Source organism: Kingella kingae ATCC 23330 (assembly GCF_900111845.1).
Taxonomy (GTDB): Bacteria; Pseudomonadota; Gammaproteobacteria; order Burkholderiales; family Neisseriaceae; genus Kingella; species Kingella kingae.
Genome location: NZ_FOJK01000010.1, coordinates 1 through 25,591 on the forward strand (window position 1 = coordinate 1; position 25,591 = coordinate 25,591).

General features: G+C 48.3%; 24 protein-coding genes and 2 pseudogenes. 11 read left to right on the forward strand and 15 right to left on the reverse strand.

Translation table 11 applies throughout. From position 1 onward, the window contains the following. Both BQ5809_RS03670 and BQ5809_RS03675 read right to left on the reverse strand, forming a co-directional pair. A partial coding sequence (locus BQ5809_RS03670) for a transposase family protein (RefSeq protein WP_338152166.1) occupies positions 1-169 on the reverse strand: 169 nt, incomplete at its 3' end. Between the two features lie 252 nt (positions 170-421). Beyond that, complete coding sequence (locus BQ5809_RS03675; protein ID WP_003786300.1) at positions 422-1,294, reverse strand: DMT family transporter; 873 nt, start codon at positions 1,292-1,294, stop codon at positions 422-424. A 54-nt stretch (positions 1,295-1,348) separates the two neighbouring features. On the opposite strand from BQ5809_RS03675, the gene BQ5809_RS03680 reads away from it, so the two are divergent. From BQ5809_RS03680 to BQ5809_RS03690, 3 genes are read left to right on the forward strand one after another with little or no spacing between them, the layout of a single operon-like run. Continuing rightward, positions 1,349-1,660 (forward strand): HLGFF motif protein, encoded by a 312-nt coding sequence (locus BQ5809_RS03680; RefSeq protein WP_003786304.1) that lies wholly within the window; start codon positions 1,349-1,351, stop codon positions 1,658-1,660. 1 nt (position 1,661) lies between these two features. After that, positions 1,662-1,838: a cbb3-type cytochrome oxidase assembly protein CcoS gene (ccoS, locus tag BQ5809_RS03685; protein WP_003786307.1), complete on the forward strand. Its 177-nt coding sequence runs from the start codon at positions 1,662-1,664 to the stop codon at positions 1,836-1,838. After that, the gene (locus BQ5809_RS03690) at positions 1,828-3,114 is read left to right on the forward strand and encodes an MFS transporter (RefSeq protein ID WP_003786308.1); all 1,287 of its coding nucleotides are present in this window, start codon (positions 1,828-1,830) and stop codon (positions 3,112-3,114) included. Before ccoS ends, BQ5809_RS03690 begins: the two co-directional genes overlap by 11 nt. Before the next feature lie 60 nt (positions 3,115-3,174). Here BQ5809_RS03690 and erpA read toward each other — a convergent pair whose 3' ends face one another. Both erpA and hemN read right to left on the reverse strand, forming a co-directional pair. Continuing rightward, the gene (gene erpA, locus BQ5809_RS03695; protein ID WP_003790764.1) at positions 3,175-3,513 is read right to left on the reverse strand and encodes an iron-sulfur cluster insertion protein ErpA; all 339 of its coding nucleotides are present in this window, start codon (positions 3,511-3,513) and stop codon (positions 3,175-3,177) included. 135 nt (positions 3,514-3,648) lie between these two features. Next, a complete protein-coding gene (gene hemN / locus BQ5809_RS03700) occupies positions 3,649-5,184 on the reverse strand; it encodes an oxygen-independent coproporphyrinogen III oxidase (protein WP_003786312.1) in 1,536 nt (511 codons plus the stop codon). A 114-nt stretch (positions 5,185-5,298) separates the two neighbouring features. Between hemN and fnr the strand changes: the two genes are divergently transcribed. The 7 genes and pseudogenes from fnr (at position 5,299) to BQ5809_RS03735 (ending at position 12,721) form a co-directional block, all read left to right on the forward strand. Next, positions 5,299-6,045 carry a fumarate/nitrate reduction transcriptional regulator Fnr gene (gene fnr, locus BQ5809_RS03705; protein WP_032133807.1) on the forward strand — a complete coding sequence of 249 codons (747 nt, stop codon included), beginning with the start codon at positions 5,299-5,301 and terminating at the stop codon, positions 6,043-6,045. A gap of 142 nt (positions 6,046-6,187) precedes the next feature. Further along, a pseudogene (plsY, locus tag BQ5809_RS03710) lies at positions 6,188-6,787 on the forward strand (glycerol-3-phosphate 1-O-acyltransferase PlsY); the annotation flags it as partial. A gap of 373 nt (positions 6,788-7,160) precedes the next feature. Beyond that, positions 7,161-8,462, forward strand: coding sequence for a bifunctional tetrahydrofolate synthase/dihydrofolate synthase (gene folC / locus BQ5809_RS03715; RefSeq protein ID WP_032827688.1), 1,302 nt, complete (start codon positions 7,161-7,163; stop codon positions 8,460-8,462). A 16-nt stretch (positions 8,463-8,478) separates the two neighbouring features. Then, a complete protein-coding gene (locus tag BQ5809_RS03720; protein WP_032827689.1) occupies positions 8,479-9,516 on the forward strand; it encodes an SPOR domain-containing protein in 1,038 nt (345 codons plus the stop codon). Beyond that, a complete protein-coding gene (locus BQ5809_RS03725) occupies positions 9,516-10,091 on the forward strand; it encodes a CvpA family protein (RefSeq protein ID WP_003786322.1) in 576 nt (191 codons plus the stop codon). Before BQ5809_RS03720 ends, BQ5809_RS03725 begins: the two co-directional genes overlap by 1 nt. A 12-nt stretch (positions 10,092-10,103) precedes the next feature. Next, on the forward strand, positions 10,104-11,636 hold the full coding sequence (gene purF, locus BQ5809_RS03730; protein WP_003786323.1) for an amidophosphoribosyltransferase: 1,533 nt from the start codon (positions 10,104-10,106) through the stop codon (positions 11,634-11,636). A gap of 74 nt (positions 11,637-11,710) precedes the next feature. Beyond that, positions 11,711-12,721 (forward strand): S49 family peptidase, encoded by a 1,011-nt coding sequence (locus tag BQ5809_RS03735; RefSeq protein WP_003786325.1) that lies wholly within the window; start codon positions 11,711-11,713, stop codon positions 12,719-12,721. A gap of 244 nt (positions 12,722-12,965) precedes the next feature. Here the strand turns inward: BQ5809_RS03735 and BQ5809_RS03740 are convergent, their stop codons facing one another. The 8 genes and pseudogenes from BQ5809_RS03740 to rph form a co-directional block, all read right to left on the reverse strand. After that, the gene (locus BQ5809_RS03740) at positions 12,966-13,697 is read right to left on the reverse strand and encodes a pseudouridine synthase (RefSeq protein ID WP_003786328.1); all 732 of its coding nucleotides are present in this window, start codon (positions 13,695-13,697) and stop codon (positions 12,966-12,968) included. A gap of 78 nt (positions 13,698-13,775) precedes the next feature. Beyond that, positions 13,776-14,972, reverse strand: coding sequence for a heme biosynthesis HemY N-terminal domain-containing protein (locus tag BQ5809_RS03745; protein WP_003786329.1), 1,197 nt, complete (start codon positions 14,970-14,972; stop codon positions 13,776-13,778). Next, positions 14,969-16,345 carry a uroporphyrinogen-III C-methyltransferase gene (locus BQ5809_RS03750; protein ID WP_003786331.1) on the reverse strand — a complete coding sequence of 459 codons (1,377 nt, stop codon included), beginning with the start codon at positions 16,343-16,345 and terminating at the stop codon, positions 14,969-14,971. The genes BQ5809_RS03745 and BQ5809_RS03750 overlap by 4 nt, the downstream gene beginning before the upstream one ends. Next, positions 16,342-17,085: a uroporphyrinogen-III synthase gene (locus tag BQ5809_RS03755; RefSeq protein WP_003786332.1), complete on the reverse strand. Its 744-nt coding sequence runs from the start codon at positions 17,083-17,085 to the stop codon at positions 16,342-16,344. Before BQ5809_RS03755 ends, BQ5809_RS03750 begins: the two co-directional genes overlap by 4 nt. An 87-nt stretch (positions 17,086-17,172) precedes the next feature. Continuing rightward, positions 17,173-18,720 carry a phospholipase D family protein gene (locus BQ5809_RS03760; protein ID WP_032827732.1) on the reverse strand — a complete coding sequence of 516 codons (1,548 nt, stop codon included), beginning with the start codon at positions 18,718-18,720 and terminating at the stop codon, positions 17,173-17,175. Between the two features lie 150 nt (positions 18,721-18,870). Continuing rightward, a pseudogene (locus tag BQ5809_RS03765) lies at positions 18,871-19,539 on the reverse strand (IS1595 family transposase). Between the two features lie 34 nt (positions 19,540-19,573). Further along, a complete protein-coding gene (locus BQ5809_RS03770) occupies positions 19,574-19,945 on the reverse strand; it encodes a hypothetical protein (protein ID WP_003786338.1) in 372 nt (123 codons plus the stop codon). Between the two features lie 124 nt (positions 19,946-20,069). Further along, positions 20,070-20,798, reverse strand: a complete 729-nt coding sequence (gene rph / locus BQ5809_RS03775) for a ribonuclease PH (protein ID WP_003786340.1) — start codon at positions 20,796-20,798, stop codon at positions 20,070-20,072. Positions 20,799-20,853: 55 nt separating this feature from the next. Between rph and BQ5809_RS03780 the strand changes: the two genes are divergently transcribed. Further along, a complete protein-coding gene (locus BQ5809_RS03780; RefSeq protein WP_003786342.1) occupies positions 20,854-22,641 on the forward strand; it encodes a bifunctional chorismate-binding protein/class IV aminotransferase in 1,788 nt (595 codons plus the stop codon). A gap of 73 nt (positions 22,642-22,714) precedes the next feature. On the opposite strand, the gene purB is transcribed toward BQ5809_RS03780, so the two are convergent. The 3 genes from purB to BQ5809_RS03795 form a co-directional block, all read right to left on the reverse strand. Next, positions 22,715-24,085, reverse strand: coding sequence for an adenylosuccinate lyase (purB, locus tag BQ5809_RS03785; protein WP_032827691.1), 1,371 nt, complete (start codon positions 24,083-24,085; stop codon positions 22,715-22,717). 97 nt (positions 24,086-24,182) lie between these two features. After that, complete coding sequence (locus BQ5809_RS03790) at positions 24,183-25,055, reverse strand: basic amino acid ABC transporter substrate-binding protein (RefSeq protein ID WP_003786346.1); 873 nt, start codon at positions 25,053-25,055, stop codon at positions 24,183-24,185. A 32-nt stretch (positions 25,056-25,087) separates the two neighbouring features. Next, positions 25,088-25,450, reverse strand: coding sequence for a hypothetical protein (locus BQ5809_RS03795; protein ID WP_003786348.1), 363 nt, complete (start codon positions 25,448-25,450; stop codon positions 25,088-25,090). Positions 25,451-25,591: the final 141 nt, after the last annotated feature.

A 25,591-nucleotide genomic window follows, 5' to 3' on the forward strand; every position in this document is an offset into this window, starting at 1 on the left:
TATTATTAGCAAGGAATGCACCTATTTCGCGATTACCTTTCGCACCGCCCAAAATGGCAACAACAATGACTGTGAGTGTTTTGGCTAGATTATAGCGTTTGCCTGCTCCACGTCTGGTATCGGGTATACGAGCGAAATATTCTTCTAGTGAGTGCATGGTGTTGTCCATTTGGTTGTTTAAACTTCGCGCATTATACTTTTAATTTAAAACTTGTCAGGTCTGGGATTTATCCCACCAAAAAATGCTGATATTTATAGTGAATTAAATTTAGATTAGGACAAGGCGACAACGACCGCCGTGTACAGCTAGTACATAAGGGAGTTGGCAACGCGGTACTAATCTAAATTTAATTCACTATAAAAAGCAGCCTGCATTTTTAATGAATAAAGTGCAGGCTGCTTTTTATCTATATTATTTACTTCACGATTTCTTCTGCACAGGCAAACTACTAATCACACCCGAGCCAATAATCATCGCAATGCCAAGCCAATCTGCCCAGCCAGCGGTTTCGTGCAAAAACCACATGCCATACAGCGTACCAAACACAATATTCAGATACGACAACGCCGACACAGTAAACGTGCGCCCAACGTGGTAAGCGCGAGTCATCGCCAGTTGTGCCAACATTGCCGACAAGCCAATGCCCAGCAGAACCAGCCAGTTGTCGCCATTAATTCCACGCCACCCAAAATAAGTAGTTGGAATGGCAGACACAACCGCTGCCACCGCCGAAAAATACAGCACCACGCGCCAAGCGGGTTCGCCTGCTCGCGACAATTCGCGCACTTTCAAATAGGCATACGCCGAACATACGCCACCGCCCAGTGCAATGATGGCGTGTCCAATTTGCCCCGAATCCAGCGTAGGTTGCAGCAGCACGATAATTCCCAGCAAGCCTGTGATAAGCGCAAACCAAATCAAGCGCGTGGGTGGTTCGCGGAATAAGACAAGAGACAAAATCGCCAAAAACAAAGGCGATGTGGTGTTAATCGTAATCGCGGTGGCAAGCGGCAAATGGGCAATGCCATAAAAATAAAACAGCAAACCACCTGTGCCAGCCAATCCGCGCCAAATGTGTTGCATCGGTCGTGGTGTGTAAAACGATTTTTGAGTGCAGGCTGCTTGCGTTGCCAAAAAAATCACGGCAAACAACACGCGCCAAAATACCAATTCGTAGGAATTCATCGCAAAATGCTGCACGGCATATTTAACCAAAATGCCCATAACGGTAAACAAAACGGCTGCGACAATAATCCAAGCCGAGCCAAGTGGGTCTTTGTGTGTGGAAGTCATAGGTATAAACAGAATAAAAGGGTTACAATGCCCTTTTTTTGAAAGACACGAATTATGCACTATTTTTCCTTGCACACCCAACAAGACGAACACATCGGTTTTTTGATTATGTATCCGCGTGACGATAGCCAAAATCAAAGCGGCGATTTGGCGATTAAACTACTGGATTCCTTGCCAACTCGTTTGCGTGAAGTCACCAAATTGCTGGCATATTGGCAAGTGCAGGCTGCTTTGTCGTGGGAAGTGTCGGGCGACAAAGTCGTGGTGTTTGATGACGATGGCGACCCACGTGGCACAATCCGCCAAGAGCAGCTACACATCGGCAACCACGTTTTTATTTTGAACGATTTAGCAGGCAATATGTAACATGGAAAGTTTGTATATTTTGATTCCAATCAGCATTATTTTGGCGTTTGTGATTGGTTACTTCTTTTGGTGGTCGGGCAAAAACGGACAGTTTGACGATTTGGAAGGCCCAGCACACCGCATTTTAATGGACGATGACGACACATCAAATCAAGCGGAGCAACGCCGTGAACAATGATTTTTCTTTTGCTACATCGCGCCGTTTCGCGCCTTTGTTTGCCACTCAATTTTTTGGCGCGTTTAATGACAATTTGTACAAAACCGCGCTGTTTGTGTTGATTAGCTTTTACGGTTTGGGCGATGGCTTATGGCTGTCCGCCCCCATGATGCTCAATGTGGGCGCGTTGCTATTTGTGTTGCCATATTTTTTGTTTTCCACGCTGGCAGGACAGCTCGCCACGCGCTACAACAAAGCACGGCTGGCGCAAATGACCAAAGTGCTAGAAGTTGCGATTATGGCATTGGCAGGATTGGGATTCGCGCTGTCGTCTGTGTCGTTGCTGATGTTGTGTTTGTTTATCATGGGGACGCAATCCGCGCTATTTGGGCCAGTCAAATACGCTATCTTGCCCGAATACCTATCATCAAAACAATTGCTTATGGGCAACGGCTTGATTGAATCGGGTACATTTTTGGCAATTTTATTCGGGCAAATTGCAGGCACAGCCATTGCCAACACAGGCGCAACCGTCATCACCGCCACCGTAGTCAGCATTGCTGTGTTGGGCTTGTGCAGCAGCCTTGCCATGCCAGCCGTGCCAGCGCAAAACCCACACGCCCCCGTGCGCCTAAACGGTTGGCGCGACACACGCCAATTGTGGCAACAAACCCGCGCCCAACGCGATTTGTGGACAGCGATTATCGGCATTTCGTGGTTTTGGCTGCTGGGCGCGGTTTACACCACGCAGTTGCCCACGTTTGTGCAGCTGCATTTGGGTGGCAACGCCAGCGTGTTTAACCTAATGCTCACGCTGTTTTCGGTTGGCATTGCCACAGGTTCGGTGCTGTGCGGCAAAGTCAGCAAAGGCAGCCTGCACTTGATTTGGGTAGTGGCTGGCGCGATTGGCTTAACCGTGTTTGGTGGCTGGCTGGTGTATTTGACCCACGATTTGCGTTTTGATGCCAATCAGTTGCAGGGTTTGGCGCAATTTTTGTCGCAAGGTTATGCCTATCCCGTTATGCTTGCTTTGTTGGGCGTTGGCTTTTTTGGCGGATTTTTTTCCGTGCCGCTTTACACATGGCTGCAAACCGCCGCCAGCGATGAATTCCGCGCCCATGCCATTGCCGCCAACAACATCGTCAATGCCGTGTTTATGGTAGCCGCCGCGCTGTTGAGTAGCGTGTTGTTGGCGGCGTTTAACAGCATTACGTTGTTGTATTTGCTGGTGGCAATCGGCAATGTGGTTTTGTTGATTTATTTGACTTGGCGTAGTCCGTTGATTTGGAAATGGTAAAAAAGCAGCCTGCACTTTATATTTTCAAGTGCAGGCTGCTTTTTTATATTGTTTGCGTGATTAAACCGAGAACGATGAACCGCAACCGCAAGTCGTTTCCGCATTTGGATTGCGAATCACAAATTGCGAACCTTGCAAACTTTCGGTGTAGTCAATTTCTGCGCCAACCAAATATTGATAGCTCATTGGGTCCACCAAAAATTTCAAGCCATTTTTCTCAATTTCAAAATCATCGTCGTTTTTGATTTCGTCAAATGTAAAGCCATATTGAAAACCAGAACAGCCACCGCCGTTTACAAAAACGCGCAACATCAAATCGGGGTTGTTTTCTTCGGCAATCAAATCTGCCACTTTGGTGCAGCAAGATTCGGTAAAGTTAATTGGGTATTCGTCAGACATAGTCATGCTCCTTGCAGGGGAAGTGAATGGTGTGTGTTGTGAATTCAATTTAAACCAGTTGTCCTGATTGGAATTGAACCCACTACAAAGTGGGGCAGCCCACGAATTTTTCAAGTGGGCGATTGTACGACAAAATCAAACCGTTTGCGAATATTGCGCTCGCGTTTCTTGATTGTGTAAATAGTAGTCAAAAACCATCGCAATATTGCGGATTAAGAACCGTCCTTTGGGCGTAACGTGCAGGCTGCTTTCGTTTTGTTCTACCAAACCCAGTTGCACCAATTCTTGCAGGCGATTTAATTCGGCAGCAAAGTAATCGGCAAACGGGTGTTTGTACTGGTCAATTTCTTTAAAACGGTGCAACAAATCTGCGCTAATAATGCCCAAATCGGCTAATTTTTTCATGTGTGCTAATTCTGCCTCATCGGCAGCATCCGAAGCAGCCTGCACTTGGTTACTTTGTGGCAAAGACGGCAAATAATCGTCAAAATTCAATGAGAAGCGACACATCAAATCTTGAATAATTTGACGGCGCAACACGTCATCATCGTTTAATTCAAAACCGCGCATAATCGGCAATTTGTCTGCGTCCAAGTCGGCATAATAATCTTCCAAATTGCGTTGATTTTGGCTGTATGTGTTGCCGATTTTGCCGATGCTGCTCACGCCAATCGCCACTAAATCGCAATCGGCATAAGTGGAATAGCCTTGGAAATTGCGCTGTAAACGTCCTTCGCGCAGAGCGATTGCTAATTCGTCTTCGGGCTTGGCAAAGTGGTCCATGCCAATGAAGACATAACCGCGCTCGTTCAACAAATGCACTGCGTATTGCAAAATATCCAATTTTTCTTCGCTAGACGGCACGGTGTTGGTGTCAATGCGGCGTTGCGGCTTGAAAATATGCGGCAAATGCGCGTAGTGATACAACGCCAAACGGTCGGGATTGAGCGACAAAACCGTATCCAAAGTCGGCTTAATGCTTTGTACCGATTGATGTGGCAAGCCGTAAATTAAATCCACACTAATGGATTTAAAACCTGCTTCACGCGCCGAATCAATTACGTTTTTGGTTTCTTCAACGGTTTGAATGCGGTTCACAGCAGCCTGCACTTTTGGGTCAAAATCTTGAATGCCCACGCTCATGCGGTTAAAGCCCAGTTGTGCCAGTTTGAACACGCTTTCACGGCTCACTTTGCGCGGGTCAATTTCAATGGAATATTCGCCGTCGGGCAGCAATTCAAAATGTTCGCGAATCATGTTGAACACGCGTTCTAGCTGTTCATCGTTCAAAAATGTGGGCGTGCCGCCGCCAAAATGCAGTTGCGCCAATTTGTGCTTGCCGTGCAAATGTGGTTTGAGCAACGCCATTTCTTTTTCTAAATAATTCAAATACTCATCGGCTTTGCTGGTGTCTTTGGTGATGACTTTGTTGCAGCCACAGTAGTAACAAATCACATTGCAAAACGGAATGTGAATATACAGCGATACGGGTTTGTCGCTGTCTTTTAAGGTGTTTTCTAGCGTTTGGATATAGTTGGCTTGCACGAAACCATTGTGAAAACGGTCGGCAGTGGGATAAGACGTGTAGCGCGGCCCTTGACTGGGCAGGCTGCTAATCAATTCGCGGTCAAAAACAAAATCTTGAGTGGGAGCGATGGTAATGGTTTTCATATTTCAGTACCTTTTTTAAGGTTATTTTATTATTAGACAAACTTTGTTAGAATACGACAATATTTATCAAAATGTATTGCGTTTTGTCAAACACACACGTTGGAACTATTATAAATGTCAAAGCTATCTCTTACTACTAAAACGCAATGTTCAAATTGCTCTTTAAAGGAATTGTGTCTACCTTTGGGCTTGAATGCGGAGGAATTTGAACAAGTTGATGCAGTTATTCAGCAAAGCAAACGGTTGAAAAAAGGGGAATATCTATTTCATGCTGGCGAAAATTTTTCTTCTTTGTTTGCGATTCGAACGGGTTTTTTTAAAACTGCGGTCAGCACGCAAGACGGTCGCGACCAAGTGACTGGTTTTTTTATGTCGGGCGAATTAATGGGCATGGACGGTATTGGCGAAGGTAATTACACTTGCAACGCCGTTGCTTTGGAAGATAGTGAAGTCTGCGAATTGCCATTTAGTCGAATAGACGAATTAAGCAAGCATTTGCCGCGATTGAATCTGCATTTTTTTCGCTTGATGAGCCGCGAAATTGTGCGTGACCAAAATGTGATGTTGCTGCTGGGCAATATGCGCGCCGAAGAGCGTTTGGCAGCGTTTTTGCTGAATTTGTCCGACCGTTTGCATCATCGCGGTTTTGCGGCAAACGATTTTATTTTGCGTATGTCGCGCGAAGAGATGGGCAGCTATTTGGGCTTGAAACTGGAAACGGTTAGCCGTACGTTGTCGCGTTTTAATCAAGAAGGTTGGATTTCGGTAGAACACAAGCATATTCAAATTTTAAGACCCGATATCTTGCAAAATTTGGTGTCGGGGCATCTACAAGAATTTGGGCAATGTGGTTTTAAATAAACCAATAAAAATGCAGGCTGCTTTTTTCGTATTTAAAAGCAGCCTGCACTTAATAATAGTGGTTTATTCGTGGGTTAAATTACGTTAGAATGCAAGGCGTTTTCTTTTCTTTATTTTTGTAAATTAAGTAGGAGCGATGATTATGTGGTTTATTGGTTTGGTAGTAGTGGTGATGGCGTATTTGATTGGTTCGCTGTCGGCAGCGTTGATTGTATCTCAAAAAATGGGCATGCCAGACCCGCGTAGTTATGGCTCGGGCAACCCTGGCGCAACCAATATGTTGCGTAGTGGTCGTAAAGATGCCGCCACCTTGACTTTGCTGGGCGATGCGCTCAAAGGCGTGATTGCAGTGGTTTTGGCACGTTGTTTGGCATCTTGGTTGCATTTGGGCGATGGTGTGGTCGCATGGGCGGCAATCGCTGTGGTGATTGGGCATATGTACCCCTTGTTCTTCAATTTTAAAGGCGGCAAAGGCGTGGCAACCGCGTTAGGTGTGTTGCTGGCGATGTCGTTTACCACAACCTTGTGGATTGTTGCCATTTGGGCAGTGATTGCATTCAAGTTCAAAAAATCTTCGTTGGCGGCTTTGGTGGCGGCAGCGGCAACGCCTTTTGTAGCATTCATTATTATTCATCATCCGTCTTGGGGCTGGGCTTTGACGTTGATTTCAGCTTTGGTGATTTACCGTCATCGCAGCAACATTGGCCGTATGCAATCTGGTAACGAGAGCAATATTGGCGAAACTGTGGTGCAGGCTGTTTCTGAACCTGTGGCAGCAGCCGAGAATGTAGCGGTTAAACCTGTTGAAGCGGAAACGCCAGCAACACAAGTAGAAACGGTAAAAGCGGAAGCGGTACAGGTAGAAACGGTAAAAGAAGTGGTGCAAGAAACCCAAGCGGTTGAGCCAGAAAAAGCTGAAGCAGAAGTGGCGCAAGAAGTCGAATCCGAAGCCAAAGCAACGGAAACCGAAACCGCACTCAGCGCAGAAGTGGTAGCAAAACCCAAAGCCAAGCGCGGTAGTAAAAAATCAAGCGAATAATTCGCGTAAACAGAAGCAGGCTGTCGCTTTATGACTGCCTGCTTTTGGTGTTTGTATGCAAAGTAAAGTGGTAGCAATGGAACAAAAACAAAGTTTAGCGCAATGGTTGGCGCGATTGGAAACGGCACACAGCAACGGTTTAATTGACATGGGTTTGGAGCGCGTAGGGCGCGTGAAAAACGCCATGCAGTTGCAGCCTGCTTGCCCGATTATTGTGGTGGCTGGCACAAACGGCAAAGGCTCAACTTGTGCGTTTTTGTCGCAGATTTACGCGCAGGCTGGCTACAAAGTCGGCACGCTCACTAGTCCACATTTGCTGCGTTTTAACGAGCGCATTGCGATTAATACGCACCCTGTGTCGGACGAGCAAATCGTGGCTTCGTTTGAGCGCATTGAAGCAGCACGTGGCGACACATCGCTCACTTATTTTGAGTTCAACACGTTGGCGGCGGTGGATATTTTTGTGCGCGAACAAGTGGACGTGATGATTTTGGAAGTCGGCTTGGGCGGGCGTTTGGACGCGGTAAATATATTTGACGCGGATTGTGCGATTGTTACCAGCGTGGATTTAGACCACCAAGCGTTTTTGGGCGACACGGTGGAACAGGTTGCGCGAGAAAAAGCAGGTGTGTTCCGTGCTGGCAAAGCGGCGATTTGTGGACAAAATCCTGCGCCACAAAGTTTGGCGGATTATGCGCATGAACTGGGTGCGCCACTTGTGTTGGCAAAACGCGATTTTTCGTTCAGTAAATTGGAAAATCAGCAATGGAATTTTCATTTTACGCCTGCCGATGAAGTGCAAAGCAGCCTGCACTTGTCGCCACGCAATCGCAATGCCTTGCCTATGCCTGCGTTGCGCGGTTCGTATCAACTAGGCAATGCAGCCTGCGCTTTGGCGGCGATTGAGTGTTTAACGCCCAAATTGCCTGTGGATGTGGGTGCGATTAAACGCGGTTTGTTGTTGGCGGAAAATGTGGGGCGATTCCAAGTGTTACCTGGGCGACCTTTAACCGTGTTGGACGTGGGACACAATCCCCACGCGGCACGCGCTTTGCGCCAAAGTTTGATTGCTTTGCCGTTTTCCCAAAAGCGGATTGCGGTGTTTAGCATGCTTGCCGATAAAGACATAGACAGCGTGTTGGATATTGTGCGCGACCAGTTTGATGAATGGTACATCGCACCCCTGCATTTGCCGCGCGGTAGAAGTCTGGCGGATTTGCAAGAAAGATTGCAGGCACACGGCATTGATGCAGTTAAGCAGTTTGAAAATGTGCAGGCTGCTTGTTCTGCTGCTTTATCGGTTGCGGGCGAAAATGATAGAATTGTAGTATTTGGCTCGTTCCACACGGTGAGCGATGCTATGGCGGTATGTAAATAAGAATAAGGAAAAGAAAATGGCAGAAAATAAACCCGATTTGGATAATAAAACCAACGAAAAAACACACGATAATCAACCCACGCTGACAGGCTATGAAGAATTAAAAAAGCGCAATCGTAGCCGTTTATTGGGAGCAGGAGCAATGGCTTTTTTGGCGGGCGGTTTGACTTTAATCGTTGCCAGTAATGATGCGCCCGAATCGCCTATTTTGGACGAAGCATCTCGCCCCGTTGCGCAAGTGGTAGCCAAATCCAATACAACCGAAGTTTTGCTACCCGAAGGTGTGTCGGCATCGCAAGCGAGTGGTGTATCGGAGACGATTATTGCATCTGATGTGGCATCGGCAAGTGCGGAAAATGTAGATAGTAGCCCTGCGACCAATGTGGCGAGTAAACAAACATCAAATAATGGAGCAGAGCAGCCTGTACCCGATGGCGCAGTATCGGCAGAAAATTTGACTGCTATGGTTAGCCCCGAACCTTTGAAACAACCGAGCGCAGCAGAAAAACGTCGTTTAGCACGCGAAGCACAGCAACGTGAACGTGAACAACGCGAAGCACAACGTGCAGCCGATGAACGCGCCAGAGAGCAACGTCGCCGCGAAGCACAAGCAGTAACCGCGCGTATTGAAGCCGAACGTGCAGCGCAAAACCGAATTGCTGCCGAACGCACGCGTCAAGCGCAATTGGCCGCCGAGCAAAAACGCCAACAAGAACGCGCACAATGGTTGGCAAAACAAGCCGCACAAAAAGCGCAAGAAACACAATCTGCTGCTCGTGGCACGCAAAAGCAGCCTGCACCTGCGGTTGCAACATCGGTAAGCGGCAAAGTGATGGTTCAGGTGGGCGCGTATAGTACGCGTGCATTGGCACAACAAGTGCAAACCCAGTTGCGCGGCATGGGCTATAACTCGCAAATAGAGCCAGTTAAAACGGCGAACGGCACAATGTATCGCGTTCGTGCAACTGGTTTTGCGAATCGTGCAGCCGCCACCCAAGCTGCGAACCAATTAAAAAGCCGTGGTTTGGGCGGCATGATTATTGAGCAAAAATAATGGCATTCACCACATTTGATATTGCAGCTTTATTGCTGATTTTTGTCTGCATTGTGATTTCTGCTATGCGTGGCTTAATGGGCGAAGTCATTGCCTTTATCGGCTGGCTGGTTGCGCTGGTTGCGGCGCGTTTTTTTGCCGTGCCTGTGTCCGATGTGGTGTTCGCCAGCATGAATCCACGCCCCATGGCGGTGGTGTGTGCCTTTGTGTTGGTATACATCGCTGCTCGAGTTGGCGTGGTTTTGCTGCATCAAATTGTGGATTTGGTGGTTAAGAAAACCAAGCTCACCAGCATCAATCGTTTGTTGGGCGCATTGTTGGGCGCAGCAAAAGGCATGCTGGTGGTCAGCTTAATTGTGCTGGCGTGTTCGTTTAGCGATTTGCCCAAAGACCCAGAATGGCAAAATGCCAAAACCGCGCCTTTCTTCCAAGATATTGCGTTACTAGAAAAAGATTATTTGCCTGATTTTTTATCCAATCAAGTTCATTTCCCCAATTCAGCAGAAGTGCAGGCTGCTTCCGATGTGGCACAGCCTGCACCCGTTAAGCCCAAAACACAAATTTTAAAACCGTAAGGAGTTGCTTTTATGTGTGGCGTATTAGGTTTGGTGGCGCACCAGCCAGTTAATCAACTGTTGTATGACGGATTGCAAATGTTGCAGCACCGAGGACAAGATGCCGCAGGGATTGTAACTACGCAAAACGCTTGTTTTCGTATGCACAAAGGCAAAGGCATGGTGCGCGAAGTGTTCCGCACCCGCAATATGCTCGATTTGCACGGCAACGCAGGTATCGCTCATGTGCGTTATCCGACCGCAGGCAATGCAGGCAGCTCCGCCGAAGCGCAGCCGTTTTACGTTAGCTCGCCTTTTGGGATTGTGTTGGCGCACAACGGCAATTTAACCAACACCGCCGAACTGCATCACGATGTCTATACCCGATATTTGCGCCATGTGAACACGCAGTCCGACTCCGAAGTGTTGCTCAACGTATTCGCCCACGAATTGCGCCGCGAAGTGAGCAACAACGCCAACCCAACCCAGTTGTCGCCCGACAATATTTTCAACGCCATTGAGCGTGTGCATGAGCGTGTACGCGGTGCATACGGCGTAGTTGCCATGATTGCAGGCTATGGCATGGTGGCATTTCGCGACCCGAATGGCATTCGTCCGCTGGTGTTGGGCAAACGCGAAGAGGGCGGAAAAACAGCGTGGGCGGTGTCCAGCGAAAGCGTTGTATTTGGTGGACTGGCGTATCAGTTAGAACGCGACATCGCCCCTGGGGAAGCCTTGTTTATTGATTTTTCAGGCAATCTGCATTCGCGCCAATGTGCCAAGCAGCCGCATTTAAAACCGTGTTTGTTTGAGTACGTTTACTTTGCACGTCCCGATTCGGTGGTGGACGGCGTGCCCGTTTATCAAGCACGAGCGGACATGGGCATCACGCTTGCCGACAAAGTCAAACAGCATATTGATGTAAACGAAATTGACGTGGTGATGCCGATTCCAGACACCAGCCGTTCCAGCGCATTGGAATTAGCGGCGCGTTTGGGCAAACCCTATCGCGAAGGCTTAATCAAAAATCGCTATATTGGACGCACATTTATTATGCTTGGGCAGGCAATGCGCAAAAAATCGGTGCGCCAAAAGCTGAACCCGATTGCCAGCGAATTTGCAGGCAAAAACGTATTGTTGGTGGACGACAGCATTGTGCGTGGCACAACTAGTCGCGAAATTGTGGACATGGTGCGCGAAGCAGGCGCGAAAAAAGTCTTTTTTGCGTCTGCTGCCCCAGAAGTGCGCTACCCCAATGTGTATGGTATTGATATGCCCACACGCGAAGAATTGATTGCCAACGGACGCACCGCAACCGAAATCGCCCAAGAAATCAATGCCGATGCGTGTATTTTTCAGGACTTGGACGCGCTAGAACAAGTGGTGCGTCGCTTAAATCCACAAATCGAAGGCTTTGATGATTCGTGTTTTAGTGGTTGCTATGTAACAGGCGATATTGATGATGCCTATTTGGACGCGCTATCGGCACACAAAAAGCAGCCTGCATCGCGCATCATGCCCAGTTTAGTGGAATACAGCGTGAGCATTGAAAACGGCAACGAGTAATCATCAATCGTAGGTTGTTATAACAATGACTACTGTAACCACAGTAGCCATTCATACATACAGAAAGGAACAATATGGTTTACCGCATCAAACGCGAAGACGGCACAACCGACCAACAAGCGCAAAACGAAGAACAATGGGCGCAAAACACCTTGCGCGAAGTGCTGTTGGCGGCCTATCAAGAACAAAAACGCGCCCGAATGTGGCGCAATATTTGGCGCGTGGTTGGCTTGCTGGTGTTTTTGGCGATGTTGGCTGGCTTGCGTGGCGGCATGCGTCAAGGCGAACAAGCACGAGAATCGGCATCACGTTTTGCTCATCAGCCACACACAGCCGTTGTGAAATTAACAGGTGAAATCGGCGGCAGCGAACAGCGCAATCAGGTAGATATTCTGCGCGAAGGCATGCAGGCTGCTTATCGCAATCCCAATGCCAAAGCCATTATTATTCATGCCAATAGCCCTGGGGGTTCGCCTGTTGTATCCAATATCGCCTTTGCCGAAGTGCGCCGAATGCGCGCGGAACACAAAAACATTCCTGTGTATGTAGTGGCGCAAGATATGTGCGCTTCGGGTTGTTATTACATCGCAGCCGCTGCCGACAAAATTTTTGCCGACCCGTCTAGCCTAATGGGCAGCATTGGCGTGATTGGCAGCAGCTTTGATGCGACTGGCTTAATGGAAAAATTGGGCATTCAACGCCGCGTTCGCATTGCAGGCAACAACAAAGGCATGGGCGACCCGTTCACCGCCGAAAGTCCCGAACAGCAAGCCATTTGGCAACAAATGCTAGACCAAATTCACGGCGAATTTATCCAAGCCGTCAAACAAGGGCGCGGCAATCGTTTGCAAGAAAAGCAATACCCCGATTTGTTTAGCGGACGCATTTTTACAGGCATAGAAGCCAAAAAAGCAGGTTTGGTTGATGATTTGGGCAATGTGTATTCGGTGGCGCGAGACGTGGTTAAAGCACCGAATTTGGTGGACTACACGCCAGAGCAAGACGATTTGGCGCGTTTGTTGAGCCGTCATCTGGGCGCACAAGTGCAAAATCAAGCGCAAGAATGGTTGAGTAAGGTTTGGTAGGTATAGTGAATTAAAATTGCAATGATACAGTGTTGATAACGTCCTTATGTGCCACGCGCGCACAGCGGACGTTATCGCCTTGTCTCATTTTTATAGTGAATTAAATTTAGATTAGTACAGCGTTGCCAACTCCCTTATGTACTAGGTGTACACGGCGGTCGTTGTCGCCTTGTCCTAATCTAAATTTAATCCACTATATCTTCCCTATTGTCGTAATAGCCTTGTTCCATGGTTTACATAGTGATTAAAACCGCTCGTTTTCGCCCAAATATCGCCATTGACCTGTTGGCAACGCGCCTAGTTTCACTTTGCCCATTCTAATGCGCTTTAAGCCCACCACGCGCAAGCCGACCAATTCGCACATTCGGCGGATTTGGCGTTTTTTGCCTTGTTTTAACACAAAGCGCAGTTGGTCTTCGTTTTGCCATTCCACTTTGGCTGGGCGCAGTTTTTCGCCGTCTAGGCTCAATCCGTGGTTGAGCAACGCCAAGCCTTGTGGTGATAGCGTGCCTTTGACTCGCACCAAATATTCTTTTTCGCTATCGGATTGCTCGCCAATAAGTTGTTTGGCAATGCGTCCGTCTTGCGTCAAAACCAATAAGCCAACCGAATCAATGTCCAAACGACCCGCAGGCGCAAGCCCGCGCAACTGGCTAGGGTGGAACGCAATGCGGCTGGTGTCGCCTTGCCAATGATTGCTTTCGGTAATCAATTCAATGGCGGCGCGATAATCTTTTTCGGGCTGACCACTCACAAAACCCACAGGTTTGTTCAACAAAATGGTTACGCGCTGGGTTTGCTGCTGGTGGGCGCGTTTGTCCAAATCAATGCGGTCATTGGGCAACACTTTTTGCCCCAACACGGCAACCGCGCCATTGACTTTGACCCAGCCTTGTTCAATGTAGCTGTCGGCTTCGCGGCGCGAACAGATTTTGAGTTCTGCCATGCGTTTGGATAGTCTGATGGGTTCGGTCATAATGCTTCCTTTGTTTGTTTGATTAAAAATGCAGGCTGCTTTTTCGTGTTCAAAAGCAGCCTGCACTTTCTTGTTGATTTATTGCGCTTGCTCAATTTGACTCAACGCTAACTGACGTTGCTCTTGCGCCAAGCTGGCTTGACCGCTTTGCTCCAACACCTTCGCCAAAGTCAAATGCGCTGGCACAGAATGCTCAATCGCCAAACTGGCTTCCAAATAACCACGCGCCTTGCCCCACAGTTGTCGGGTTGCCGCCAATTCGCCCAAATGACGCAACAATCGCGCATCGTTGGGGTTGCTGCGTAGCCACGCATCGGCAGTATCAATCGCTTTTTGCTGACCGTGTTCGTCCAAATATTGGCTACTTTGCACAAAAGCGGGCAGCAAATCGGCATTGTGTTGCGCTGGATAATGCTGGTTCACCCAAGCTATTGCCTGCGAATACAAGCCCAGTTGTACATATTTTTGGGCAATCGTCGCGCTCATTTCGCCCGATTTTAAATGCTCTGGAATGCGTTTTAAGCAGGCTTTCATGCCTCTGTTGTCGCTCACCAAATTCAAAAGCTGCTCGTAAGCACGTTGCGACAAATGTTCGGCTTCAGTGTCGTTCATCGCCCCAGCACGGCGCAATTTATCTACTTTGTCCAACACTTCCAAAGCGTCGCCCTTATCCAATGCCCAACGCAACTGCAAACGCACCAAGCGCGTTAAGCGTGGGTTGATTTGCGCGGCGGCTTTTAAATGTTCGTCTGCGATTTCGTATTGATGTTGATTTAAGGCACTTTCTGCCAACAACAAATAGCGCGAAAGCTGGGCTTTGCTCGGCAATTTGGCGATGTCGTGCAAATATTGGTCGCGTGTTTTTTGGTTGCCACTTTGGTCGGCAGCGTGTGCCGCCAGCATCAACGCCAACACGCGGTTGCCACCTGCTTCTTTGTTTGCCAACACTTTTGCCGCTTGCGTTTCGGCTTCTTGGAATTTGCCTTCAAAAAACGCCAAACCTGCGGCATTGAGTGCTTGCGTGGCTTTGCGGCTGCGGCGTCCGATGCCAAATCGGCTTAATTTATCGGGCGTACTCAACACGCCTGCAAACAGTTTCACCACGATATACAGCGCAACCACCGCGCCAATCAATCCCAACACAAACAAATGCAAATTCACGCGCAACATGGTTTGCTCTATCACAATATACACGTTGCCCGAATAAGTGGTTGCCGCCAAAGCCAAACCAATGGCAATGGCAAACAAAACAATAATCCAAATTAACTGTTTCATGCGTGGCTTCCTTTGCTAGATGCAGGCTGGCTGGCAGATTTGGTTGCTGGCGCGCTGGCTGGTTTTGCCGCAGGTTCGCTGGCTTGGGTTGCAGTCGCAGCAGGAACAGAAGCAGCCTGCACAGTTGGCACGCTAGCAGGTGCGATTTCTACTGCTGGCAAGTTCACAGGCAGGGCAGTACGTGCGCTGTTTTGATGGGTTCGCACGGCAGCCAAGCTGGATTTGAGTGCGTCATCAGAAATCATGCGAACTTCTAATGCTTTGAGTTCATTCAATTCTTTTAACCATGCTTGGGTGTTGGGCGATTGCACATCAAAATATTGTTTAACGGTCGCTTCCACGGCATTTAAATCGTTTTGATAAATGTCGCCGTTGTGTTGCAACACCGCCAAACGCGCGTCCAACAAGTGCATACGCAAGTTTTCGCGCACAAAATACACTTGTTCGGGCGCAATCAACATCGCATCGTTGTTGTTGAGTTTACGCACTTCTACCATGCTTTTAAGCAGATTTACCGTGCTTTCTGTGGCGCGAGTCCACCAGTTACCCGCTTGCGATACAGGGGCAGCTTCGGTTTTGCCTGCCTGCAAAGTGTTGTCCACCAACAAAGGCAGGCTTGGCACGGCACTTTGTAAGCGGTCAAGGCGCAGTGCGGTGGCAGAAGTGTTTAAATAGGGGCGATTTTTTAGCGCGGCTAAATCTTGGCTAATCGCTTGTTTGATTGGCAACAATTCGGGTTGCTCAAAGCGGTTTAGGCGTTGTTCTACGGTTTCCAACACGCTTATGGCAACTGGCACATTGCCCGATAGCAATAATTGTTGCGATGCGACATTCAGCGTGACTTCTACTTCATCAACCAACCAGTTTACGCGCCCTTTGAGCAATTCGGCATAAGCGCGTTGTACGCCGTCTAGCGTTTGTTGCGTGTTGTTTTGGTTAGCAAGAATTTTGGCTAATTCGGCATCAATTTGTTGTTGGCGTTGCAAAGCAGCCTGCAATAATGTGGCGTTTTGACTGTTGCCCAAGCCTGCTTTGTCTAATTCTTGATTAAAACGCAGCTCTTGGGTTTTGATGGTATCGGTTAGGCTCAATTCTTGGGTTTTGAGTATGTTTTGTCCTTGTACAAACAAAAAACCGCTCGCGCCCAAGCTCAGTATTGCCAATACCAATGCGCCCAATGCGATGCTTTTGCCGCCGTTGTTGGCAGTTTGCTCAATCACAATCGGTTGTGCTTGTGCTTGTGCTGGGGCGGTAGGTGCGGTGGTGGCAGGCAAAGCAGCCTGCACGATTTCGCTTGCGTTTTCGGTTGCTGGGGTTGAATTGGATTCGGGAATTGCTGGGGTTTGTTCGGGTTGTTTTTGTGCTTCGGTCATAGGTTTGACTCCGTTTTAGCCAGAATGTACGCTGCTTGCTGCAACGCTTGGGATAAATGGGAACACACGCGAATTTGGGTTGCGCCATTTTGGGCAAGTGTGTCGGCAATGCGCGTGTGATGCGTGAAGTATAACAAGGATTGCAACATTTGCGTATAACTTGGTGGTGCTTGGCTGAACAATGGTTGCGCCATTTGGCTGGACGTAACCCAAGCAGCCTGTACTTTTTGTGTGTCTAGCAATGTCCAATCTAGGGTTTGTACAATGCGTTGATAGATGGGCGCGTATTGCACCACAAAATCGCGCAAACGCAGTTGTTCGGCAAGGTGTTCGCGTCCGTTTTGTCCACGCACGATTAGGATTGTGGCGCGTGGTGGCAGGGTTTGCCAAATGGGCAGTTGCAAGGCGGCTTCGCTGTCGTTGCCGTTGTGGCTGGCGTGAACGTGCAAGCAGCCTGCACTTTGCAATGCGTGTGCGGTGGCTTGCCCTACGGCAATATGCGTTTGTTTGCGCCAGATTAAATCGCCCTGCAAAAAATGTTGTGCGATTTCTACCGCGCTGGGGCTGACCCAAAACATGGCTTGGGCTTGGGTGATTTGTTGTGGTAGTGCGGTGCAGGCTGCTTGGTTGGGGCACAATTCTATTGGCGCGAATGGCACGGCTTGCCAGCCTGCGTGTTGGCATAGGGTGATGTCGGCGGCTTGGCGTTGGGTTGGGCGGACGAGTAGTAGAGTTGGCATAGGATAGGTTGTGTTTGGGTTCTCTAACCCTCTCCCAAAGGAGAGGGGATTAAACGGCTGAATATTCAAAAATTATCATACAGTCCATTACAACAATCGTTCAATTGGCAACCACGAAAAAATGCGGCTGGCTAATCGTTTCCAAAAGCTGGCTTCGGGTTCGTGGCGGCTGCTGGTTTGGGTTTGTGGGTCGCGCCAATGCAGGCTGCCTTGATGTAGATAAACGTGGTAGGCAGACTGCGTGGCTTCTTGCTGCAAACGGCGTTGCATTTGCTGGGCGAGCAAATCGTGATGAATAACCAAGCCCATTTCGGTGTTGAGCCTTGCCGAGCGTGGGTCTAGGTTGAACGAACCAACAAACACGCGCTCGCGGTCAATAATCAGCGTTTTGGCGTGCAGGCTGGTGGCGGAACTGCCTGTTAAGCCTTTGTCGCGCAAACCTTTTTGGTCGGTGTCGCCTTTGAATTCATACAACTGTACGCCTGCGTTGAGCAAATCGCGGCGATAACGCGCATAGCCCGAATGCACCGCCGCCACATCGGTCGCGCTCAACGAATTGGTGAACACGGTGGTGCGTATGCCTTGCCGATTCAGCTCCTGCGCCATGTTTACGCCTGTTTGCGTTGGCACAAAATACGGGCTAACCAAATACATTTCGCGCTTGGGTTTGCCCAAAGCAGCCTGCATTTGTTCGGCGATGTTCACGTGCACACGGCGGTCTAGGGCTTTGGCTGGGTCATCGCTTACCAATTCGGTTTGTGCGTCAAAATACACAATGCGTTGGCGTTGTTGCGCTTGTGCCAATGGGCTGTGCGCTATGTCGTTTTCATGGTTGAACGGATTTTCTGGCGTGTGCAGGCTGCTTTTTAACTGCGCCTGTCCGTGCGTTAAATCAGCATTTTTAATAATTTGTTCAATAGGATAGGCGGAATCGCTTTGCCAATAGCGGTCAAAATCTTGCGACAGTTGCGCCACGATTTCGCCACTCGCCAGCACGTCCATATCGGCAAAAGCGTGGTCGTTTTGCACGTCAAAATATTCATCGCCAATATTGCGTCCGCCCACAATGCTGGCGCGGTTGTCGGCAATCATCGCTTTGTTGTGCATACGGCGATTTAGGCGCGGAAAGTCGGTTAAATAACCTAAAAATCGCCATTTTCGGTGCAAAAATGGGTTGAACAGGCGAATTTGGATATTGGGGTGTTGATTGAGTGCAGCGAGCAAATCGTCCATGCCATGCGTGTTGTTGTCGTCCAACAGCAAGCGCACGCGCACGCCTCGTTCTGCCGCTTGCCACAGCTTGCGAAAAAGTTGTATGCCCGACACGTCATCGCGCCAAATATAGTATTGCGCGTCCAGCGAAATTTGCGCGTTGTCTAGCAAAATAGTTCGCGCCACATAGGCATCGCGAGCGTGGTCTAGCACATAAATTTGTGCGTTGTGCGTGTTGTTTTTGTTGGGCGATTTGGGTTGCAGGCTGCTTTTGGTATCGGGCAACAATAACGCGGCTTCTAGTTGCGGCGCGGATTGAGTGGGAATGTAGTGGCTGGCTTGGCGTAGACTTAAATCGGGTAGGCTTTGGCAGGCGGTTAGGGCGCAGCAGGTTAGTATAGGCAGAATATAGGTTGGCTTCATAAGCAAGCAGCCTGCACTTTTTAACGGCTTGGAGAACCAGGTTGGGCTTTTACAATTCAAGTTTTTTGCCATGAATTTCATGGAATTCTTCGCAGATAAAATCGTCAAAACCAATAAATGGTGCATTATTTTTGGGGCTGTCCTAGATAACTAGGATAAACTCAATTTCACTAATTGTTTTAAAATAGAACAAGAACTTTTATCTCACTGTTGTTAAAACGCCATTCGCACTCCTTTAAATACAGCTCAAAATGCTTTTTGGGAATGCCGTTAAACTTGCGTAAATGACGTTTTTGCTTGATTCCAAAAGTGCTCAATTCCGTTGATATGGTTTTGTCGTTCAGCAAAATGTGTGCTGTGATTGATACGAAAACGAAGTTTCAGCGAAGCTAAAATGGCTTTGTCGCTCACATCTAATACATCATAGCTACGATAACAATCCGTATAAACAATGCTGTCAGGTTTCACTTGTTCACGGATAATAGGCAATAAAGTAGCGGTTTGAGTATTCACAGTAACCGTATAAATCTTGCCATTTCGCTTCAAAAGACCGAATACAGCGACTTTTCCAGCAGCACCTCGACCGCGTTTACCTTTTCGTTGTCCACCAAAATAACTTTCATCTGCTTCTACTTCGCCATCAAACATTTCTAAATGTGGACTGTTTTGATAAATAAGTAATCGTAAACGATGAAAATAATAGGCTGCGGTATTTTTATTAACACCTACTAACTCTGCTGCTGTTCTTGCAGTTACACCTGCAACAAATAGCTCAATGAGTTTGTTTTGTTTGTACTGACTTAGACGACATTTTCGCATAGGGATAATTCTAACTTAATTTGAATTTCCTTAGTTATCTAGGACAACCCCTAATCTTTTTATGAAACGAATAAAAATCATCAATAGCCAACCAATCGTATTTTAAATCCAGACATTTGATTAAAATAGGGATAGATATCATATTGCTATGATAACCAATAATATCAACTATATCTTCTTGCTGTTCATGCCAGTTTTCTAACAAAATATTCTTATATCTGTCCAACATCAACTGATGCTTTTTAAAAAGCGAAGATAATATGATACAAGATTCAACTCTATCTCCATTTTTATTATCCACACCATCTTGAAGATAATTTTTCATGAATTCTAATATATCCACTTCATCTCTGAATAGAATATTGAATATCTTGAAAACGGACTTGCCCCAAGATAAATGAATCAATTAGTGTATCCATTTCTGTAAAATTCATTTTGCTGTTTTCCTTATTGCTTTAAATGAAGTAGCCGTAGCTTGGGTCACGCCCCAACGTAAACTTAAACAAGACTCAAACCTACAGCAGCTAGATTTAAAAAGCAGCCTGCACTGCCTTTTCCTGCCATTCCGTCAATTCACGAATGCCCTTTTGCCCCAACGCAATCAGTTGCTGCAATTCGTCCAAGCCAAACGCTGCGCCTTCTGCCGTGCCTTGAATTTCAATGATTTTTTCCGCGTTCAACATCACCAAATTCACATCGCTGTCGCAGCCTGAATCTTCTGGATAATCCAAATCCAGCAACGGCACGCCGCCAACCACGCCCACCGAAATTGCGGCAACGCTGCCCATTAACGGCGTATCGGTCAATCGTCCATCGTTCAACATTTTTTGTACGGCGATTTTCAGCGCGACAAATGCGCCTGTAATGCTTGCTGTGCGCGTGCCGCCGTCTGCTTGAATTACATCGCAATCAATCAAAATTTGGCGTTCGCCCAGTTTTTGCATATCCACGCAAGCGCGTAAACTGCGCCCAATTAGTCGTTGGATTTCTTGTGTGCGCCCCGATTGCTTGCCTGCTGCGGCTTCGCGTTTCATGCGCGATTGGGTGGACGCGGGCAACATGCCGTATTCTGCCGTAACCCAGCCTTGATTTTTGCCGCGTAAAAAGGGTGGCACGTTTTCGTCAATCGTGGCGGTGCAAATCACTTTGGTGTTGCCGCATTCAATCAACACCGAGCCGTCTGCGTGGGGCAAAAAGTTGGGCGTGATGCGGATTTCGCGCAATTCATTGGCGGCGCGTGTGGTGCGAATGGTGGTCATGGTGATTTCCTGTAAACAAAATGAAAGCGCAATTATATAATGCAACCTTCTTTTTATGTATGACTGCTACACCATGTCCCCTTTTATTTTGTTTGATGACGCGCTCACAGGGCGTGCGTTTTTGTTGCATGATTGGGTTTGCCAAGACACCTTGTCGCCCGAACAACTGCCTTTGCTAGACGAGACATTGCAGGCTGCTTGGGCAAAAAACTGGCACGCCGCGCTGTGGATTGACTATGAATTTGGTTTGGGGTTACAAAAATTGCCTGCTGCAAAAAGCAGCCTGCACTTATTTTGGTTCGCGCAAAAAACGCCCATTGACGATGTGCCTACGTGGTTGCAACAACAAGGCGGCGATGAACCTGCTGGTTTGTCTGCGCCACGCTGGTCATCTAATCAAGCGGAATACGAGCGCGATATTGACTGCATTTTGGTGGCGATTGCACGCGGCGATTGCTATCAAATCAACCACACATTGCGGCTCTACACGCAAACTTATGGTAGCCCAATTCGTTTGTATGCGCGATTGCGACAAGCTGTGCCGTATGCCGCGCTGGCGTGTTTGCCCAATGGCGGGTGGACGTTGTGTTTTTCGCCCGAATTGTTCTTACGCATCAACGCGCAAGGCAGCCTGCACACCGAACCGATGAAAGGCACAGCCCCTATTTTGGGCGATGAAAACGACACCGCTCGCGCCATCGCCTTGCAAAACGACCCCAAAAATCGCGCCGAAAACACCATGATTGTGGATTTATTACGCAACGATTTGGGCAAAATTGCCACTGTGGGTGGTGTGTCTGTGCCTGCGCCGTTTAGCGTGAATGCGTTTGGTAGCGTGTGGCAAATGACCAGTTTGGTGCAAGCGCAGTTGCCAGCCGCAACCACTATGGCGCAAATTGTGCAGGCTGCTTTTCCGTGTGGCAGCATCACGGGCGCACCCAAGCGCAAAAGCATGGAAATGATTGCGCAACTGGAACGCGAACCGCGCCAGCTCTACACAGGCAGCATTGGCTATTTGGAACACGCGCCCAACACGCCATTGGGTTTTTCGGGCTGTTTGAATGTCGTGATTCGCACACTGCAACTGCGTCCACACGACCAAGCAGCCTGCACATTTGACGGCATTTATGGCGTGGGCAGCGGCATTGTGGCAGACAGCCAAGCTGTCAGCGAATACGCCGAATGCGGCTGGAAAGCCCGATTTATCAGCGAATTGCGCCCCGAATTTGCCTTGTTTGAAACCATGCGCGTGGCACAAAATCAAATCGCATGGCTGGACGACCATTTGGCGCGATTGGCACATTCTGCCGCGCAATGCAATATCCCTTTTTGCGCGACATCTGCCCTGCACGCCATAGAACAAACGCTGCCCACGCTAGACGCAAACCGCGTGTATCGCCTGAAATTGCGCCTAGAACCCACAGGCAGCCTGCACTTGGAACACGCGCCCATCGCCCCTTTGCCCGATGCAATAAACGTGTTGATTGCACCCGATGTTTTGCCCACGCACGACTTTTTGCGCCGCTACAAAACCACGCACCGTGCCCAATTTGACCGCGCTTGGCAATGGGCAGAACAACACGGCGCGTTTGATGCGCTGCTGTTTAACGAACAAGGCTATTTGCTGGAAGGCGGACGCAGCAGCGTGATTGTTCGCTATCAAAATCAATGGCTCACACCTGCTGCGGATTTGGACGTGTTGCCCAGCGTTGCGCTCAAAAACTGGCAAGGCGAAGCAGTGCAGGCTGCTTGGATTAGTCGCGAACAAGTGCAGCAAGCCGAGCAAATTTGGCTGGGCAATGCATTGCGCGGCTGGCGATTGGCGAAGTTGATAACGGTTTAGATGCGCGATAGGCGATGAAAAGCAGCCTGCACTTTTTGTTTATTTAAAGTGCAGGCTGCTTTTTATACGCGATTTAAATCCGCTTTGCCAATTCCACCGCTTTGCCAATATACAACGCAGGGGTCAAAGCCAACAATTCCGCTTTCGCCAAATCAGGAATCGCTAAACCGCCAATAAACGCTTTCAACGATTCAGGCGTGATGCCGTCCTTGCCGCGCGTCAAATCTTTCAACTGCTCATAAGCATTCGGCACGGCATAACGGCGCATAACTGTTTGAATTGGCTCGGCTAACAATTCCCAAGTCGCGTCCAAATCCGCCAACAACGCCGCAGGATTTGCTTCCAATTTGTTCAAACCACGCAAATGCGCGACCAAACCCAAAACGGTATAGCCCACGCCCATGCCCATATTGCGAAGCACCGTGCTGTCCGTCAAATCACGCTGCCAACGCGACACAGGCAATTTTTCCGACAAAAAGCCCAGCACTGCATTTGCCATGCCCAAATTGCCTTCCGAATTTTCAAAATCAATCGGATTGACTTTGTGCGGCATGGTGGAAGAACCCACTTCGCCAGCCTTCACTTTTTGCTTGAAATAGCCCAGCGAAATATAGCCCCACACATCGCGGTTGAAATCAATCAAAATCGTGTTAATGCGGCTAATGGTTTGGAAAAATTCCGCCATATAATCATGCGGTTCAATTTGGATTGTGTACGGATTAAACGTCAAACCGAGCGATTGTTCCACAAATTTTTTGCTGTGGTTTTCCCAATCCACATCGGGATACGCAACCAAATGCGCGTTGTAATTGCCCACCGCGCCATTGATTTTGCCTAAAAATTCTTGTTCCGCTAACTGTTTGATTTGGCGATTTAAACGGTATAACACGTTGGCGATTTCTTTACCCAATGTGGTTGGCGTGGCTGGCTGACCGTGTGTGCGCGACATCATCGGTACTTCGGCTAAATCATGCGCTAATTGCTGCAATTTGGCGGTAACTTCGGCTAATTTCGGCAATAACACATCTTCACGCGCTTGTTTCAACATCAAGGCGTGCGACAAATTGTTGATGTCTTCCGAAGTACACGCAAAATGGATAAATTCGTTTACCGCGTGAACTTCGGCATTGTTTTCAAAACGCTTTTTCAGCCAATATTCAATCGCTTTCACATCGTGATTGGTCGTGGCTTCAATCGCTTTCACTTCGGTAGCGTTGTCTAAATTAAACGATTGAATCACGCTGTCAATTTCGGCAATCGTGCTGCCTGAAAATGCTGGTACTTCGGCGATTTTCGGCTCGGCTGCCAAGGCTTTGAGCCATTCCAATTCCACGCAAACACGCGCTTTCATCAAGCCATATTCTGAAAAAATCGGGCGCAAATCTTCGGCTGATTTGGCGTAACGTCCGTCTAGTGGGCAAAGGGCAAAAATGGGGTTAATCATGGGGATTTTTCCTGTTGGGGTTGTAAATCGATAAAAATAAGCCAAACAAAATTGCAGGCTGCTTTTTCTGTATCAAAAAAAAGCAGCCTGCAATTTTTTATTGTGCAGACGCAGCCGATGCAGCCGTGCTTGCGTTGGCAGGCGCACCAAACCATTGCGTGTGAATTTTGTCGTATGTGCCATTGGTTTTGATTTGCGATAAACCTTTATTGATGACTTCACGCAAACCGTCATTGCGTCCTTTTTTGAACGCAAAGCCATATTGTTCGCTCACAAAACTTGGGTCCACCAAAGTATGCAATTTGGCATTTGGGTTTTGCGATACATAATAGCCCACCACGCTGCTGTCGCCCACAACGGCATCGACGCCGCCGCTTTCCAGCTCTTTAAACGCCAATGGCATGGTTTCAAAGCGTTTGATGTTTTGGCTGTCTTTGCCTTGTAGGTCTTGCAAAATCAAATCGCCAGACGTAGCAGCCTGCACCGATGCGCTGCGCGTTTTCAAATCGGCAAACGATTTGACTGCGTTGATATTGCGGTCGGTTACCACAATCATTTGCGTGGCTTCAAAATACGGCTCGGAAAAGTCTAACTGTTGCTTGCGCTCATCGCTAATTGTGATGCTCGCCAAGCCGATGTCGCTGTCGCCTTTGTCCACGTTGGCAAACAAGCCTTTAAATGGCGTGTTCACAAATTCCAATTTCACGTTTTGGCTTTTGGCTGCTGCGTCCAAAACATCGTGCGAAAAGCCGACTACTTTTTCGTTTTCCATGTATTCCATGGGCGCGTAAGTCGCATCGGTCGCCACGATATAGGTTTTGTTCAAATCCAAACTAGCGGCAGGGGCGGCAGAGCTGGCTGCGTCTGTGTTTTGCGATGCAGCAGGGGCATTGTTGCCGCCCGAACACGCCGCCAGTAAACACATCGACAAAATGGTGCTGCTAAATAAAACTTTTGATTTTGCTAACATAAATAAATCCTAAAAATAAAATAAACGAAAATTTATGGGGCGGTTGATGCGCTGCTGGCTGTGATTGCCGATGCTGCGTCGCTGGAAATTTCGCCGTCATCGGCAGGTGCGGTCATGCCTTGTACTTGGCTTTCTGATGTGAGCCATGCCACACTGGCTGCGCGCGCTTCATCGGCGCTGGTTTCGTTTAGCACTTCGTTTTCTGCTGTGGTTTGGGCAATTTGTTTTGCCTGATAATCCAAATAAAACGCCCAAGAAAGCACCAATGCCAACGCCACGCCAATCGCTATCCATTTGATGCGTTTGCGTTTTGCAGAAATTGGCTGGCTGGGCTGAATGTCGTCTGCGTCCAGCGCGTTGTCTGCATGGTTGGGTTGTTCGTTTTGTTTATCCATTGTGTTTACGCCAAATCCAGCGCGGTAGCATTGTATAGTGGATTAAATTTAGATTAGGACAAGGCGACAACGACCGCCGTGTACAGCTAGTACATAAGGGAGTTGGCAACGCTGTACTAATCTAAATTTAATTCACTATAG